Source organism: Stakelama portus, assembly GCF_003171655.1.
Taxonomy (GTDB): Bacteria; Pseudomonadota; Alphaproteobacteria; order Sphingomonadales; family Sphingomonadaceae; genus Sphingomonas; species Sphingomonas portus.
Genome location: NZ_QFZL01000001.1, coordinates 654195 through 668595, shown reverse-complemented (window position 1 = coordinate 668595; position 14401 = coordinate 654195). Strand labels below are relative to the sequence as shown.

Genomic DNA, 14401 nt, shown 5'->3' with positions numbered 1-14401 from the left:
GGATGATCGGGCTCGTACTTGTTACGCACGGCCGCCTCGCAGCAGAATTCGTTACTGCCATGGAGCATGTGATCGGTCCGCAGGAGCAGATCGAAACCATCTGCATCGGGCCGGAAGACGATATGGAGGAACGCCGCACCGATATCGACAAGGCAATCAAGGCCGTCGATACCGGCAAGGGCGTGATTCTGCTTACCGATCTGTTCGGCGGCACGCCTTCCAATCTGGCGATTTCGCTGATGGAAACCGGCCGGATCGAAGTGATTGCGGGGGTCAACCTGCCGATGCTGATCCGCTTGGGCGGCGCGCGCAAGGCGATGAATGTCAGCGAAGCCGTTGCCGCAGCGCGCGAAGCGGGCAAGAAATATATCACCGTCGCTTCCGAAGTGCTTGGCGAGGCAGCTGCATGAGCGAAGCGTCGCGAACCGTCCGGATCGAGAATCGCCGGGGACTTCATGCCCGCGCCAGTGCCAAGTTCGTGACTCTCGCAGCGACGCAATCGGTGCAACTGACCGTCGAAAAGGACGGGTCCTGCGTCACCGCCACTTCGATCATGGGGCTGATGATGCTGGGCGCGGCGATGGGCGATTCGATCGTCATCCGCGCGCAGGGTGACGGAGCCGAGGATGCGGTGGCCGCGCTGGCGCAGCTGGTCGAGGATCGCTTCGGCGAGGACTGATCGACACGGCGTCGCGCCGCGACTTGCCCAATATCGCCGCTTTCGCCAAGGAGCGGGCATGGCCCGCGAAATAACCGCCTTTTCCAATCCGCTCGTCAAACGCATGCGCAATCTGCGCGACAAACGGCATCGGCGCGAGGAAGGGCTGTTCCTGGCCGAAGGGCTGCGCATCCTGACCGAAGCGCGCGAGGCCGGCCGCCTGCCCGCCTATCTCTTCTTCGCGAGGGACAGCGCGCAGCATCCGCTGGCGCAGGCGCTGATCGCCGAAACCGAAGCCGCCGGCGGCGAAGCGATCGAGACCAATGCCGACATCCTTTCCAAACTGTCGGGCAAGGACAATCCCGGGGCGGTCGTCGGCGTCTATCCCGAATTCACGGTGGAGCTGTCCGATCTCGACCGGACCGGCGCGGGCATCTGGCTGGTCGCCGAACGGCTGCGCGATCCGGGCAATCTGGGCACGATCCTGCGCACCGGCGATGCAATCGGCGCGGGCGGCCTGATCCTGATCGACGATTGCGTCGATCCGTTTTCGGTGGAGGCGGTGCGCGCGAGCATGGGGGCGCTGTTCACCGTGCCGGTGGCGCGGGCGCGGTGGGAGGATTTCCACGCATGGCTGCGCGCCGGGCCGGGGCAGCTGGTCGGCCTGAGCCTCGACACCGATCAGGATTATCGCGCCCCCGCCTATCCCGCGCCGACCTTCCTCCTCACGGGCAATGAGGCACAGGGGATGCCGGAACATATGGCCGCGGCATGCGATGTGCTGGTGAAGATCCCGATGCTGGGCAAGGCCGACAGCCTGAACGCCGCAGTCGCGACTGCCGTGATGGCGTATCAGGTGCTCGACGCGCAACGCGGCTGATCCTCCCGGTCATCGGGCATTCAGCCGGCAGGCGCCAGCACGGCGCAAGAGAGGAATATCATGTTGCCACGCCCGTCCCTGATTGCTGTATCCTTCGTTGCCCTGATCGCCGCAGGATGCGCCACGACTCCCTCCGGCACGGCGCAGACGCCCGACACGGTGCCGGCCGATACGGCAGCGTCCTATCACGCGCTGGGCACCGAACCCTTCTGGTCGCTGACGATGGATCACAAGACGATCCGGTTCGAGCGCCCCGATCACGCACCGGTCGTGCGCGACCGGCCCGCGCCGCTGATCGCGCCGGGCGGCGAGGTGTTCCGCACGCCGGGGCTGATGGTGATGGTGTATAGCGGCCGCACATGTAGCGACGGGATGAGCGACCGTCCCTATCCCGACACGGTGCGAGTCATTGCCGAACGGGTTCGGTATGAAGGGTGCGGCGGAGCGCCGATCGACGCGGAAACCGCCGCTGACGCCACCGCGATCCTCGACGGCAAATGGCAGATCATTGCCCTGGCCGGCCAACCGATCGACGATGAACGCGCCACCATGGAATTTCGCGAAGGACGGATTGCGGCAAGTGCGGGTTGCAATCGCATGGCCGGCAGCTTCCGCTTTGCCGAGGACAGGCTGGTGACCGGCGCGCTGGTCAGCACGCGAATGGCGTGCCCCGGCCCGTTGATGGGCCGCGAAAACACGCTTTCGACACTGCTGGGACAGCCGCTGACGCACCGTATGAACGCGGCGGAGCAACTGATCCTCACCGCGCCCGATGGCCGGACGATCGTGCTGCGCCCGATCGCCCCTGCCCCGCGACCGATGCGCTGAGCGTTATTTCCCGTCGTCGCGATTGTCGGCGATATATTGCAGTTCGCTGAGCACTTTCTGATCGCCCGGCGCGACCTCAAGGCATTTGCGCAGCAATGCCTCGGCTTCGGCCCAGCGGCCTTGCTCGATATAGGCGAACGCCTCGCCATACCATGCGCGGCGATACCAGGCGTTGAGCTGGTCGCCTTCGAACCCCATCGGCGCGACAGCGGCTGCCCGACGATAGGCGGCGGCCGATTGGTCCCATTGTTTGAGCTCTTTATAGCTATAGCCGAGCTCGATCAGATATTGCGGGTAGTATGGTGAAAGATCGACCGCGCGCTGAAAATAGGAAAGTGCTTCCTGCGGTCGCCCCAGATCGATCAGCGCAAACCCCTTGACCCAGAGCGCCGAACACCATCCCGAATCGAGCACCAGCGTGTCGCGATGGTCATCGTCTTGCGCATTCATGGCGGCGTAGATGATCGCGAGTTGCTGCGTTTCGCCGCAATAGAGATGCCGCTTTTCGTCGCCATAGTCGGCATCGAAGCGCGCGAGGACTGGATCGACCAGTTCAACCGCCTTTGCCGGCTGGCCTGCGCGAAGCTGGCCAAGCGCCTCCTGCAAAATACGCTGCATCTGCTCGTGCGGGTCCGACTGGGCGGCCGCCGTCGAAATCGCGAGCGGCATGGCCGCAAGCAACAGCGCCAACGCAACGATCACTCTCTTCATCGGTCCCTCCCCCAAACAACGCCTGCTCAGTCGCTGTCGCTTTCCTCCAGCGCAACTTCGGTCGCTTCGTTCGCCGTCAGCAACTCGACTTGCGGCGCACGCGCGACGACATCGACCGGATCGACGCTTTCCAGCTTCGCCGCGCCGGTGTCGACATTGAGCGCTTCGAACCGGCGTGCCGACACCAGCACGCGCCCTTCGAAGCTTGCGACGAACTTGTTGTAATTGTCGACCGCCGAATTGAGCCCGCCGCCGACCCGGCTGAGATGCTTTTGCGCGGTCGCGAGCCGCTCATACATTTCCTTGCCGAGCCGTCCGACTTCCTGCGCATCCTCGGTCAGCTTCTGCTGGCGCCACATCGCCGCGACGGTGCGCGCGAGCGGCAGGAAGGCCGAGGGTCCGGCGATGATCACGCGGTTGCGCGCGGCGCGTTCCCACAGCTCCATGTCCGCTTCGAGCGCGGCGGACAGGAAATTGTCGCCCGGAATATACATGATGACGAAATCGGGCGCCTTTTCGAACTGGCTCCAATAGGCCTTGCGCCCCAGTTGATCGGCGTGATTGCGCACGGCGCGGGCATGGGCGAGCATCGCCGCCTCGCGTGCTTCGGCGCTGGTCGCCTCGGCCGCCTGCAAATAGCCTTCGAGCGCGCATTTGACGTCGACGATCAGCTGCTGGTCGCCCGGCAGGCGGATGATGAAGTCGGGGCGCAGATGGCCATCCTCGGTCGAAACCGAAACTTCGGGCTGGAAATCGACATGGCCGTCGAGCCCGGCGAGTTCGATCAGGTTGCGAAACTGCTGTTCGCCCCAGCGCCCGCGCGTTTTCGGCGCGGCGCGCAGCGCGTTGACCAATTTGGCGGTTTCGCCGCGCGTTTCGGCCATGCTCGCGTGCACCGCCGCGACCGCTTCGCGCAACTGGCCATAGCTGTCGTTGCGCTCCTTTTCGACGCGATTGAGCCCGTCCTCATAGCGTTTGAGCGTCGCTTCGACTGGCTGGAGCAGCGATTTGAGCTTCGCCTCGTTCTTTTCGCCGCTCTGGTGGAACCGCTCCTCGGCGCGTTCGAGGAAGCTCTTCTGCGCCTCGCCGAGCATCTGTCCGGCGAGTTCGCGGAACTGGCCCGCCATCACTTCGCGCGCGCCCTTGAATTCGGCCAGCCGCTCCTCGAATGCCCCGGCCTGTGCTTTCAGCGTCGCCAGTTCGGTGCGTGCGACATCGCGTTCGTCGCGCAACATGGCAGCTTCCTCGCGCAGCGGCGCCACTTCCTTGGCGCGCTCCTCCGCCGCAGCCAGATCGATGATCGCAGCCTTGAAATCGCGTTCGTAGCGGTCGCGATCGGCGCGCAGGTCGCTTGCGCCGCGACCGCCGAGAAACCAGCCGAGCCCCAACCCGAGGAGCAGCGCAACGCCGCCGACGATCACAAGCTCAAAACCCACGGATTTCTCCCACTAGTTCGCACCGGTTCGCACCAATACGCGCATATGCGCACGCGCACCCGCGTGGGGCGATGCCCACGAGGCTGGAACATAGCTGGAACGTGAGCGGTAGGACAGCCCAAATTCGGGGAAGTGCCGCTAGCGTCCGTCGGAACGCAGCGTCAGCACTTCGACGCCATCGGCAGTCACTGCCACAGTATGTTCGAATTGGGCCGAAAGCCTGCCGTCGCGCGTCACCACGGTCCAGCCATCGTCCTGGGTTTCAACCATGCGGCTGCCCTGATTGACCATCGGTTCGATGGTGAAGACCATGCCTTCGCGCAGCATCATCCCCTTGCCCGGCTTGCCGAAATTCATCACCTGCGGGTCTTCGTGCATCTCGCGCCCGATGCCATGGCCGCAATATTCGCGCACCACGCTATAGCCATGTTTCTTGGCATGGCGCTCGATCGCAAAGCCGATATCGCCCAGATGTGCGCCGGGGCGGACCGCGCCGATCCCCTTCCACATCGCTTCCTGCGCGACGCGGACCAGCCGTCGCGCGGCGGGCGGCGCATCGCCGACGATATAGGTCTTGCTCGAATCCGCGATAAAGCCGTTCTTTTCCAGCGTGATGTCGAGGTTGATGATATCGCCATCGGCAATGATCCGATCGGGGTCGGGCACGCCATGGCATACTTCGTCATTGATCGAGCAATTGAGCACATAGGCAAAGCCATATTGCCCCTTGCTCGCCGGGCGCGATTCGAGCTCCCGCGTGATGAAATCCTCGACCAGATCATTGACCTGCATCGTCGACATGCCCGCCAGATCGCTCGCATCGAGCATTTCGAAAACGCGCGCGAGCAGCTTGCCGGAAATACGCATCAACGCGATTTCGTCGGGCGTTTTCACCATGTCAGGCGACGGCCTGTATCGGTTCGGCGGCAGCCACGTCCGCCGCTTCGAGCTGCATCCTGATGATCTGGTTGAACGACAAGGTCGGATTGGCTTCGGCCAGCATCCCGATCTTCATCCAGAATTCGGCCTGCGCATTGATCGACCGGCACATGACCGTGCTCGCGCGGCGCACTTCCTCATGCAGCAAATCTTCGATTTTTACGATGCCCATGCCAAACTCGATATATGATCCATATACGATTCGTATATCGTCACGAATGATTTTGCCAGACCAATCGAGACGACTAGGCAATTTCGATTATTATCGCTAATGCGAGCGAATAGCATAATGAGGGCGATATGGCTGATTCGATGGCGAGCGCGGCCTATTGGAACGCGCGATATGACAGCGACGAATATCTGTTCGGAGAAGCGCCGAACCGGTTCCTGCGCGCAAACGAAGCGCGATTCCGCCCCGGCATGCGCGTGCTGGCAATCGCCGACGGCGAAGGCCGCAACAGCGTGTGGCTGGCCGAACTGGGATGCGATGTCGTCGCTACCGAAATTTCGCCCGCAGCGATCGACAAGGCGCGCGTGCTGGCACAGGTCCATGGCGTACGCATCGATTTTCGCCAGGTCGACCTGCTCGACTGGGACTGGCCGGAAGGTGAATTCGATGCCGTGGTCGGCATATTTTTCCAGGTGTTCGACCCCGAACAGCGCGCCCGCATTTTCGCGGCGATGGAGCGCGCGCTGCGCCCCGGCGGACTGTTGCTGATCGAAGGATACCGGCCCGAACAGCTCGACTATGGCACGGGCGGGCCGCCGGTGCTTTCGCATCTCTATACCGAGGCGATGCTGCGCGACGCCTTTGGCGGCATGGCGATCGAAACGATCGAATCCTATGACGCCGAACTCAGCGAAGGCGCGCGGCACAAGGGCATGTCGGCGGTAATCGACCTGGTGGCGCACCGCCCGCAATAAAGGTCAGGCGGCGGCCTTGCGCGCCTTTTGCAGCTTCTTGACGATCATCTGACGCTTCAGTCGCGACAGATAGTCGATGAAGACGATCCCTTCGAGATGATCCATCTCATGCTGGATGCAGGTGGCGAGCAGCCCCTCGAACAGTTCGTCATGCGCGGCGCCGTTTTCGTCCAGCCATTTGACGCGGCAGCGCGCCGGGCGCTCGATCTCGGCATATTGGTCGGGAACCGACAGGCAGCCTTCGTTATAGACCGACATGTCCTCGGCCGGGTCGAGGATTTCGGGATTGATGAAGACGCGCGGCTCGCGGATCGGCTTGCCGTCTTCATCTTCTTCTTCCTGAAGGTCCATCACGACGATGCGCCTGGGCACGCCGACCTGAATCGCGGCAAGGCCGATGCCGGGCGCGGCGTACATCGTTTCGAACATATCCGAAATCAGCTTACGGACGTCATCGTCCACCGTTTCGACGGGCGTCGAGATGGTCTTGAGACGCGGATCGGGTACTTCGAGGATCGGTAGAATGGCCATGGCGGAAATTTAGGTGCTGTCCGCAGCGAAATCAATTCGCAACCTAAACCGGAACCAGACGGCACTTCATCGATATAATGAACTATGTACGATATCGCGTTCGACCCGGCCACGCGCCTTCTTTCCATGCGGCTGAAGGGCTTCTGGGACGCGGAGACGCTCGACCGGTTCGCTGCGGAGCTGTCGGCGCTGACCCAACGGATCGAGCGGCAATGGGACGATTATCCCATATTGAGCGATTCCCGGGGCTTTTCCGTCCAATCGGTTGAGGTGACCGCGGGCTTTTCCCGCATCATGGAAGTCGCGATCCTGCGCCACCGCGGCCCGGTGGCGATCGTCGTCGGCTCCCGGCTGAACAAATTGCAGGTCGAGCGTTCGATGATGACCGATCGGTTGCGCGTCTTTCTCGATATCGATGAAGCGCGGGCGTGGCTGCACGAAGCATCGCCTCCGCGCTGACGCGCTATTGCCGCAGGAACCAGATGAGTGCGGTGAGGAAGGCAAGCGTGACGGCGCCGACGGCACTCAGAAAAATCGCCGCCTGCAACCAGAAGGGCAGGATCGGCCAGAGCCCCGGATTGAACATCAGGACGAAGATCGCAACGATCGGAATCGCCAGCGGCAGCCATTGCACGACGCGCGCGGTTTTCTGTTTCACGACACCGGCCTCCTTGCCCGCAATGCCTGAGCCAGCGTGCCTTCGTCGAGATAATCGAGTTCGCCGCCGACCGGCAGGCCGTGGGCGAGTTGGGTGACGCGCACCGGATATTGCTCGATCCGCTCGGCGATATAATGCGCCGTGGTCTGCCCCTCCAACGTCGCGTTCATCGCCAGCACGACTTCGTCGATCCCGCCATCGGCGATGCGACGGATCAGGCCGTCGATCGCCAGATCCTCGGGCCGGACGCCGTCGAGCGCCGAGAGCCGCCCGCCGAGCACATGAAATTTGCCGGGAAACAGCCGCGAACGATCGAGCGCCCACAGGTCGGCGACTTCCTCGACCACGCAGAGCGCCCTGCCCTCGCGCCGCGGATCGGCGCAGATGCTGCACGGATCGGTCGTATCGACATTGCCGCAGATCGAACAGGTCGACAGCTTGTCATTGACCGCAGCGAGCGCGCCCAGCAGCGGTTCGAGCGCGCTTTCGCGCTTCTTGAGCAAATGCAGCACCGCGCGCCGCGCCGAGCGCGGTCCTAGCCCGGGAAGCCGGGACAGCGCCTGCGTCAACGCCTCGATTTCGGGAGATGCCATGGCGAGGAGATAGCGTCGCAGGCCCGCCACGGGAAGTAGCGGCGCGATTGCGCTTTACAGCTGCGGCGCGGCGACCAAGATGCGAGTCCATGGGGGACGTCGAATTTCGCGCGCACTGGCCGGTTCCACTGGGAACGCCGGCAAATCTGCTCGGCAATGCCCGTTGGTTGCGGCGGATGCGGCGCATGGTGACGCGCTTTACCGGATTGCCGGTGATGGCAAGCGATGTGCGCGACATCGGCTATGCCAGCTGGGTGGTGCCGGTTCGGCTGGTCATAGGCATGGTTCCGCCCGGCGCGACGCTGCACCAGCGCGACGGAATGACGATCCTGACGGTCCTTACCTATCGCCACGGCAATTTCGGACCGGAATTTCTCGGGCCGCTGCGCCGGCTCTTTCCGTCGCCATGGCAGAGCAACTGGCGGCTCTATCTCCACGTTCCGCCCGAACGCGAAGGCGACGAGCAGGATCATGTCGTCCTGTTCCTGCGCAATTTGTTCGACAGCGCGCTCTATGCGCTCGGCACCCGGCTGGCGACCGATGTGATGGCGTCGCAACATGCCCGTCCCTTCGAACATCGCCGCACGCGCGACGGCATGGCGACCCGGATCGACAATCGCGACGGCGCGGCGATGGCGCTCGATACGCGCGACGCCCCGCCCGAATTGCCGGCCGAATTCGCGCGCTTCTTTGACAGCTGGGAACAGGCCGTTTCGTGGCTGACGCTTCAGGACGCCGCAATCGCCCGCGTGTGCGACGAACCCCGCGTGGCGATTTCGACCATCGACCTGCCGATCGAGCCGGCCAGCATCCTGCCGCAGCGCGCGATCGAATATGTGCCGGGCGCATTGCTCGAACGCTGGGGCGCGACGCAAGCGCCCTTCTGCTTTGCAGTGCCATCGGTGCATTTCCGCGCGCTTTCCGACCGGCTGTTGCCGCGCGGCTGACGCAATGCTTTCCCGTTCGGCCAAGCTGGCTTAGGGAGCGGCGCCATGCGGATCATCTTCATGGGAACGCCCGATTTCGCAGTGCCGACGCTCAATGCGCTGGTCGAAGCCGGGCACGATATCGTTGCGGCATATAGCCAGCCGCCCCGGCGCGCGGGGCGCGGCAAGAGCCTGCGCCCCTCGCCCGTCCATGCGCGCGCCGAACAACTGGGAATCGAAGTCCGCACGCCGGTCAGCCTGAAAGGCGCGGACGAACAGGCAGCGTTCGCGGCGCTGCATGCCGATGTCGCAGTGGTCGCCGCCTATGGCCTGATCCTGCCGCGCGCGGTGCTCGATGCGCCGCGCCTGGGGTGTCTCAACGTTCATGGATCGCTGTTGCCGCGCTGGCGGGGTGCCGCGCCGGTGCAACGCGCGATCCTGGCCGGGGATGCCGAAACCGGCGTCGGCATCATGCAGATGGAAGCCGGACTCGACACCGGGCCGGTGCGGCTCGAAGGACGCACGGTGATCGACCGCAAGACGGCGGGCGAACTGACCGACGAAATAGCCGCGATGGGCGCGCGGTTGATGGTGACGGTGCTGGCCGATCCCGATGCCTTTCCGCCGATTCCCCAGCCGGAGGACGGCGTCACCTATGCCGCCAAGATCGACAAGGCCGAAGCGCGGATCGATTTCAGCCAGAGCGCCGAGCAGGTCGAACGCCAGATCCGCGCCTTCAATCCCGTCCCCGGCGCGTTTTTCGAACATGGCGGCGAGCGTTTTCGCATCCACGCCGCCGAAGTGACGAGCGGCAGCGGCGCGCCCGGCATGGTGATCGACGACCAGCTGACCATCGCGTGCGGCAGTGGCGCGATCCGCCCGACGCTGGTCCAGCGCGCGGGCAAGGGCGCGATGGCTCCCGCCGATCTGCTGCGCGGCTTTGCCATTCCAGGGGGCACAGAGCTGTGACTCGGTTCGCGCTGACCATCGAATTTGACGGCCGGCCCTTCATGGGCTGGCAGCGGCAGGATCATGGTCCCAGCGTGCAACAGGCGCTGGAGGATGCGGCCTATGCGGTGACCGGCGAGCAGGTGTTGTTCCACGCCGCCGGGCGCACCGATGCCGGCGTGCATGCGCAAGCGATGCGCGCGCATTGCGAAGTGGAGAAGGCGATCACGCCCTTCCGCCTGATGGAGGCGATCAACGCGCGGATTCGTCCCAATCCGGTCGCCGTGCTCGATTGCGAAATCGTCCCAGACGACTGGCACGCGCGCTTTTCCTGTGTCGGGCGATCGTACGAATATCGCATCGTCAATCGCCGCGCGCCGCTCACTTTCGAACATGGCCTCGCCTGGCGCGTCATCCAGCCGCTCGATGCAGCAGCGATGCAGGAAGGCGCCAACCGGCTGATCGGGAGGCATGATTTCACGACCTTTCGTTCGGCGCATTGCCAGGCCGACAGCCCGCTGCGCACGCTCGACCGGCTGGAGGTGCGGCGGGAGGGCGAACGCATATATGTGATCGCCGAGGCGCGATCGTTCCTCCACCATCAGGTGCGGTCGATGGTCGGCTGTCTCAAGCTGGTCGGCGAAGGCAAATGGACGCCGCAGCATGTCGCCGACGCGCTGGCGGCGTGCGAGCGTCAGGCATTGGGCTTCAACGCGCCGCCCGACGGCCTGTATTTCACCGGCGCGAAATATCGCTGAGACTGCTCAGCAGCTCTGGCGATATTCCCCGTCGGGTTCGGGATCGACGCGAACTTCGTACAGCCGGCGCCAGAGCTTGCCGGTCATCCAGATGCGCCCGGTTTCCCGATCATAGGCGATGCCGTTGGCGACCGATTCGCCCGATGCCCGCCCGTGCGGAAGGTCCGACAGGTCCAGAAACTGCGTGACGATCCCGCTGTCCGGATCGATCACCGCGACCCGATCCGTCCGCCAGATATTCGCCCAGATGCGGCCGTCGATCCATTCGAGTTCGTTGAGCCGGGGAACCGGACAGCCGCCGGCCGTGACCTTGAGCGTTCCGGTCTGTTCCAGCGTGTCGGGATCATAGATGCGCAGCGTCGCGCTGCCGTCGCTGAGCCACAGCCGGTCGGCGCCGGTCGTCAGCCCCCAGCCCTCACCGCCATAATCGAACGTACCGATCGGCGCGAATCCGTCGAGCGACCAGATCTGCCCCTTGCCGCCACGCCATTCGAGCTGAAACAGCCGATCGCGCCACAACGCAATCCCCTCGCCGAAACCGTCGCCGGGCAATGCGGCCGTGGCGAGCGGCGTGCCGGTTTCAAGCTCCAGCTTGCGAAGCTGCGACTGGCCGTAGCGCCCGGTGCCTTCGTACAGATAGCCCTGGTGCCACAGCAGCCCCTGCGTGAACGCGTCGCTGCCATGGGGATAGGTGGTAACGGCAGCGACCGAATGAACCGGCACCGGATCGCCGCGCGTGCACGCCGCCAGCAGCAACAGCGCGGCGCCTGTACCCCACCGCCGCCATGAAGATGCGCGCATTGGATTTCCCTTCCGCTCGGTCCGCCCCTTGATCGCGGCAGGATGCGACGGCGTCAACGCACCGCGCGGCAGGCACTGTCGCACCGGCGAACCATCTCGCGCGGCGGGCGATCAGTCGAAACAGGTGCGGGTTTGGATTTCGACCACCTTCCCCGACGCGTCCTTCACTTCCTCGCGCCCCGGCACACAGGGCTGTTCCTTCGGCGTCTGGGTGCGCCAGGCGACATAGCCGGCGAGGACCGCCAGTGCGATGATGATGGCAAGTCGCCATTTGCGTGCACGCAGATTCACGTCGCTCTTCCCTTTGGCTTTGCAGCCTCAGTTGGCGGTTCGCCGCGCCGGACGCAAGGCTGGCGTCAGAAGGTCGCCTGAAGAAAGATGCGCGGGCCCGACGGTTGTCCGTCGCCGACGACGCGAAACATCCATGCCGCGCCGATTTCCAGTTCGCTGCTTTCGGTCAATTCGATGTCGGCGGTCAGCGACGGACCGAACCAGTGCGCGCCGCGCGGCGCCAGTTCGGGCGCGCCGGACAGCCGGGCGAACTGGCCCGATGCCTCGACCCCCAACCACCATTGCTCCGCCAGCGCGCGCTGCACCGATGCGCCATAGGCGAGGCCCGTACCCCGCTCGCCCGCCTCGCGCGCATGGCGAACGATCAGATTGGCCTGCCACCACCAGCGTTCGCCGATGCTTTCGGCGATGAAGCGTCCGGTGATGTCGGAGAGTGCACCCGAACGATCCAAGCCCAGTTCGGCCATCAGGCCGGTCGCGACACGGGCTTCCTGCGGATCGGCGAAACGCCACAGCGCGGCGACGCCCCATTGTTCGAGCATCAAGCCGTCGCGCGGCCCTTCGAACTCGGCCTCGCCGCCGACGGCAAGGTGATCGGTCACGCCCGCAAGCAGTTCGAATGCCTGTTCGCCCTCACCGCCCCAGGCGCCGAAATATTCGACCTGCACTTCGCCCGCGCCGGGCTCGAGCTGGTCGAGCTGTTCGACGCTCTGCGCCGCAGCCGGTCCCGCCAGCATCGCCAGCGCGGCACCCATAGCGGACAGGGTGTTCCTCATCCGACCTTGCGGACCGGTTTCAATCTGGGGGGCGTGCCGGAAAACAGGCGGCGGACCTCATCGGCGGGCGCAGCCGCCCCGAACAGATATCCCTGCGCCTGTTCGCATCCCAGCGCGCGCAGCGCATCGGCGACGTCCGACGTCTCGACGCCTTCGGCAGTCACCGGCATGCCCAGCGCCTTGCCCAGCCCCGAAACGGCACTGACGATCTTCTGGCTCTCCGACGAATCCATCGAGCGGACAAAGCTGCTGTCGATCTTGAGGTGATTGAAGCGCAGCTGGCGCAGATGCGACAGGCTGGAATAGCCCCTGCCGAAATCGTCGAGCGCGATGCGGATGCCGGCATTTTGAAGCGATGCGAACACTTCGGCGGCTTCGTCGATATCGTCGATGATGGCGTTTTCGGTGACTTCGACGATCAGCCGGCTGGGCGGAAAACTATATTCGGTCAGGACCGCCAGAATGCGGGCCGCCAGCCAGTGATCCTTGAGCTGGACCGGGGCGATATTGACCGACAGCGTGACGTCGCCCGGCCAGTCGCGAGCGGCGATGCACGACGCGCGCAGGATATTTTCCGTCAACGGCCAGATCAGCCCCATGTCTTCCGCAACCGGGATGAAGGTGTCGGGGGGGATCACACCGCGGGTCGGATGCTCCCAGCGCGCCAGTGCCTCGAACCCGATGACCCGCGAACGGCACAGCGACATGACCGGCTGAAAATAGGGCAGAATCTGACCATCGGCGATGGCATCGCGCAGATGCGCCTCCAGATCGGCGCGGTCGCGCAACCGCGCGTCCATTTCGGCGTGAAAGAAGCGGAACGTGCCGCGCTTCTGGCGCTTGGCCTCATACATGGCGACATCGGCGCAGCGCAGCAGCGTGTCGGCATCGGTACCGTCGGCGGGGCAAAGCGCGATCCCGATCGTCGCGCCGACCTCCACGGTGACGCCATTCGTTTTCATGGGTTCGCTGAGCCTGCGTTGCAGCGCCGATGCGATCCGCGTAGGCGCGTCGCCATCGAGCTCGCACTGCGTGACGGAGACGAATTCGTCGCCCCCCAGCCGCGCGATCAATGCCTGTTCGCCGACCACTTCGCGCAGCCTTTCGGCCACGCAAACCAGGACCGCGTCGCCCGCCTCATGGCCGTGCAGGTCGTTGACCGGTTTGAAATTGTCGAGATCGACGACGAACACCGCACATTCGCGGCCGCGATGCGCGACTGCCTTAAGCATGACGTCGAGTTCTTCGTTGAGGACGCGGCGGTTCGCCAGACCGGTGAGCGGATCATGGCGTGCCAGTTCCATCGCGCGCGCTTCGGCGGCTTCGCGCCGGGCGATTTCGCGTCGCGCATCGATCGTCCGACGGACCGCGAAGACCAGCCCGCTGAGGCTGAGCAGCATCAGGAAAATGAAGATCTCGTCGAGTTCCCAGGATTCGTGCCGGTGCACCAGGACAGAGAATTTGTCGAACGCATCGGTGATCGAAAGTACCAGGAACGCAGGAATGCCGACCGCGACCGTGACGATCGCTTCATTCAGACGTATGAACTTGAACCTGCCGACAAAACGATTCACGGACGCTCTCCTGCGCGCGCCGCCCCCGGCAAACCGGCATCATAATCACCAGGTCGTAACCGAAGGTTAAGCACCACAAGCCGCTGGGGCCGTGCCCTATTATAGAAAGATACCGCCGCCAAAGGCCCGAAGCGGGTTGCGGGCGCATGCGGCGTTCTCTACTTGTTCG

20 protein-coding genes are annotated in these 14401 nt (G+C 64.4%); 9 read left to right on the top strand and 11 right to left on the bottom strand.

The features are described from left to right. The first annotated feature begins 2 nt into the window (after positions 1-2). The 4 genes from DKB74_RS03045 to DKB74_RS03030 all read left to right on the top strand — a co-directional run bounded on the left by DKB74_RS03045 (position 3) and on the right by DKB74_RS03030 (position 2366). Positions 3-410: a PTS sugar transporter subunit IIA gene (locus tag DKB74_RS03045; protein ID WP_109806605.1), complete on the top strand. Its 408-nt coding sequence runs from the start codon at positions 3-5 to the stop codon at positions 408-410. After that, positions 407-679, top strand: a complete 273-nt coding sequence (locus DKB74_RS03040; RefSeq protein ID WP_109806604.1) for an HPr family phosphocarrier protein — start codon at positions 407-409, stop codon at positions 677-679. Before DKB74_RS03045 ends, DKB74_RS03040 begins: the two co-directional genes overlap by 4 nt. Positions 680-737: 58 nt before the next feature. After that, positions 738-1538: a TrmH family RNA methyltransferase gene (locus tag DKB74_RS03035; protein WP_109806603.1), complete on the top strand. Its 801-nt coding sequence runs from the start codon at positions 738-740 to the stop codon at positions 1536-1538. Between the two features lie 63 nt (positions 1539-1601). Continuing rightward, positions 1602-2366 carry an META domain-containing protein gene (locus DKB74_RS03030; protein WP_161956783.1) on the top strand — a complete coding sequence of 255 codons (765 nt, stop codon included), beginning with the start codon at positions 1602-1604 and terminating at the stop codon, positions 2364-2366. Between the two features lie 3 nt (positions 2367-2369). On the opposite strand, the gene DKB74_RS03025 is transcribed toward DKB74_RS03030, so the two are convergent. From DKB74_RS03025 to DKB74_RS03010, 4 genes are all read right to left on the bottom strand, one after another. After that, positions 2370-3077, bottom strand: a complete 708-nt coding sequence (locus DKB74_RS03025; RefSeq protein WP_109806601.1) for a tetratricopeptide repeat protein — start codon at positions 3075-3077, stop codon at positions 2370-2372. Between the two features lie 26 nt (positions 3078-3103). Next, entirely contained in the window at positions 3104-4513 is a 1410-nt protein-coding gene (locus DKB74_RS03020; RefSeq protein WP_109806600.1) for a DNA recombination protein RmuC, read from the bottom strand. Positions 4514-4651: 138 nt separating this feature from the next. Next, positions 4652-5410 carry a type I methionyl aminopeptidase gene (gene map / locus DKB74_RS03015; RefSeq protein ID WP_109806599.1) on the bottom strand — a complete coding sequence of 253 codons (759 nt, stop codon included), beginning with the start codon at positions 5408-5410 and terminating at the stop codon, positions 4652-4654. 1 nt (position 5411) lies between these two features. Beyond that, entirely contained in the window at positions 5412-5624 is a 213-nt protein-coding gene (locus DKB74_RS03010; RefSeq protein WP_109806598.1) for a ParD-like family protein, read from the bottom strand. A 128-nt stretch (positions 5625-5752) separates the two neighbouring features. Here DKB74_RS03010 and DKB74_RS03005 point away from each other — a divergent pair, with 128 nt between their 5' ends. After that, positions 5753-6376, top strand: coding sequence for an SAM-dependent methyltransferase (locus DKB74_RS03005; protein WP_109806597.1), 624 nt, complete (start codon positions 5753-5755; stop codon positions 6374-6376). Positions 6377-6379: 3 nt separating this feature from the next. Here the strand turns inward: DKB74_RS03005 and def are convergent, their stop codons facing one another. Next, entirely contained in the window at positions 6380-6907 is a 528-nt protein-coding gene (gene def, locus DKB74_RS03000) for a peptide deformylase (RefSeq protein WP_109806596.1), read from the bottom strand. Between the two features lie 84 nt (positions 6908-6991). Here def and DKB74_RS02995 point away from each other — a divergent pair, with 84 nt between their 5' ends. Continuing rightward, positions 6992-7366, top strand: coding sequence for a hypothetical protein (locus DKB74_RS02995; RefSeq protein ID WP_109806595.1), 375 nt, complete (start codon positions 6992-6994; stop codon positions 7364-7366). Between the two features lie 4 nt (positions 7367-7370). On the opposite strand, the gene DKB74_RS02990 is transcribed toward DKB74_RS02995, so the two are convergent. Then, the gene (locus DKB74_RS02990; protein WP_109806594.1) at positions 7371-7565 is read right to left on the bottom strand and encodes a hypothetical protein; all 195 of its coding nucleotides are present in this window, start codon (positions 7563-7565) and stop codon (positions 7371-7373) included. Continuing rightward, positions 7562-8158, bottom strand: a complete 597-nt coding sequence (gene recR / locus DKB74_RS02985; protein WP_109807086.1) for a recombination mediator RecR — start codon at positions 8156-8158, stop codon at positions 7562-7564. Before recR ends, DKB74_RS02990 begins: the two co-directional genes overlap by 4 nt. 89 nt (positions 8159-8247) lie before the next feature. On the opposite strand from recR, the gene DKB74_RS02980 reads away from it, so the two are divergent. From DKB74_RS02980 to truA, 3 genes are read left to right on the top strand one after another with little or no spacing between them, the layout of a single operon-like run. Then, complete coding sequence (locus DKB74_RS02980) at positions 8248-9105, top strand: DUF2071 domain-containing protein (RefSeq protein ID WP_161956782.1); 858 nt, start codon at positions 8248-8250, stop codon at positions 9103-9105. A gap of 45 nt (positions 9106-9150) precedes the next feature. Continuing rightward, on the top strand, positions 9151-10053 hold the full coding sequence (gene fmt / locus DKB74_RS02975) for a methionyl-tRNA formyltransferase (protein WP_109806592.1): 903 nt from the start codon (positions 9151-9153) through the stop codon (positions 10051-10053). Then, positions 10050-10790, top strand: a complete 741-nt coding sequence (gene truA / locus DKB74_RS02970) for a tRNA pseudouridine(38-40) synthase TruA (protein WP_109806591.1) — start codon at positions 10050-10052, stop codon at positions 10788-10790. Before fmt ends, truA begins: the two co-directional genes overlap by 4 nt. A 6-nt stretch (positions 10791-10796) precedes the next feature. On the opposite strand, the gene DKB74_RS02965 is transcribed toward truA, so the two are convergent. The 4 genes from DKB74_RS02965 to DKB74_RS02950 all read right to left on the bottom strand — a co-directional run bounded on the left by DKB74_RS02965 (position 10797) and on the right by DKB74_RS02950 (position 14232). Continuing rightward, positions 10797-11591: a glutaminyl-peptide cyclotransferase gene (locus tag DKB74_RS02965; RefSeq protein WP_109806590.1), complete on the bottom strand. Its 795-nt coding sequence runs from the start codon at positions 11589-11591 to the stop codon at positions 10797-10799. Between the two features lie 111 nt (positions 11592-11702). Then, positions 11703-11882: a hypothetical protein gene (locus DKB74_RS02960; RefSeq protein ID WP_109806589.1), complete on the bottom strand. Its 180-nt coding sequence runs from the start codon at positions 11880-11882 to the stop codon at positions 11703-11705. A 65-nt stretch (positions 11883-11947) separates the two neighbouring features. Beyond that, positions 11948-12658, bottom strand: coding sequence for a hypothetical protein (locus tag DKB74_RS02955; RefSeq protein ID WP_145960888.1), 711 nt, complete (start codon positions 12656-12658; stop codon positions 11948-11950). Then, a complete protein-coding gene (locus DKB74_RS02950; protein WP_109806587.1) occupies positions 12655-14232 on the bottom strand; it encodes a putative bifunctional diguanylate cyclase/phosphodiesterase in 1578 nt (525 codons plus the stop codon). Before DKB74_RS02950 ends, DKB74_RS02955 begins: the two co-directional genes overlap by 4 nt. Positions 14233-14401 lie beyond the last annotated feature (169 nt).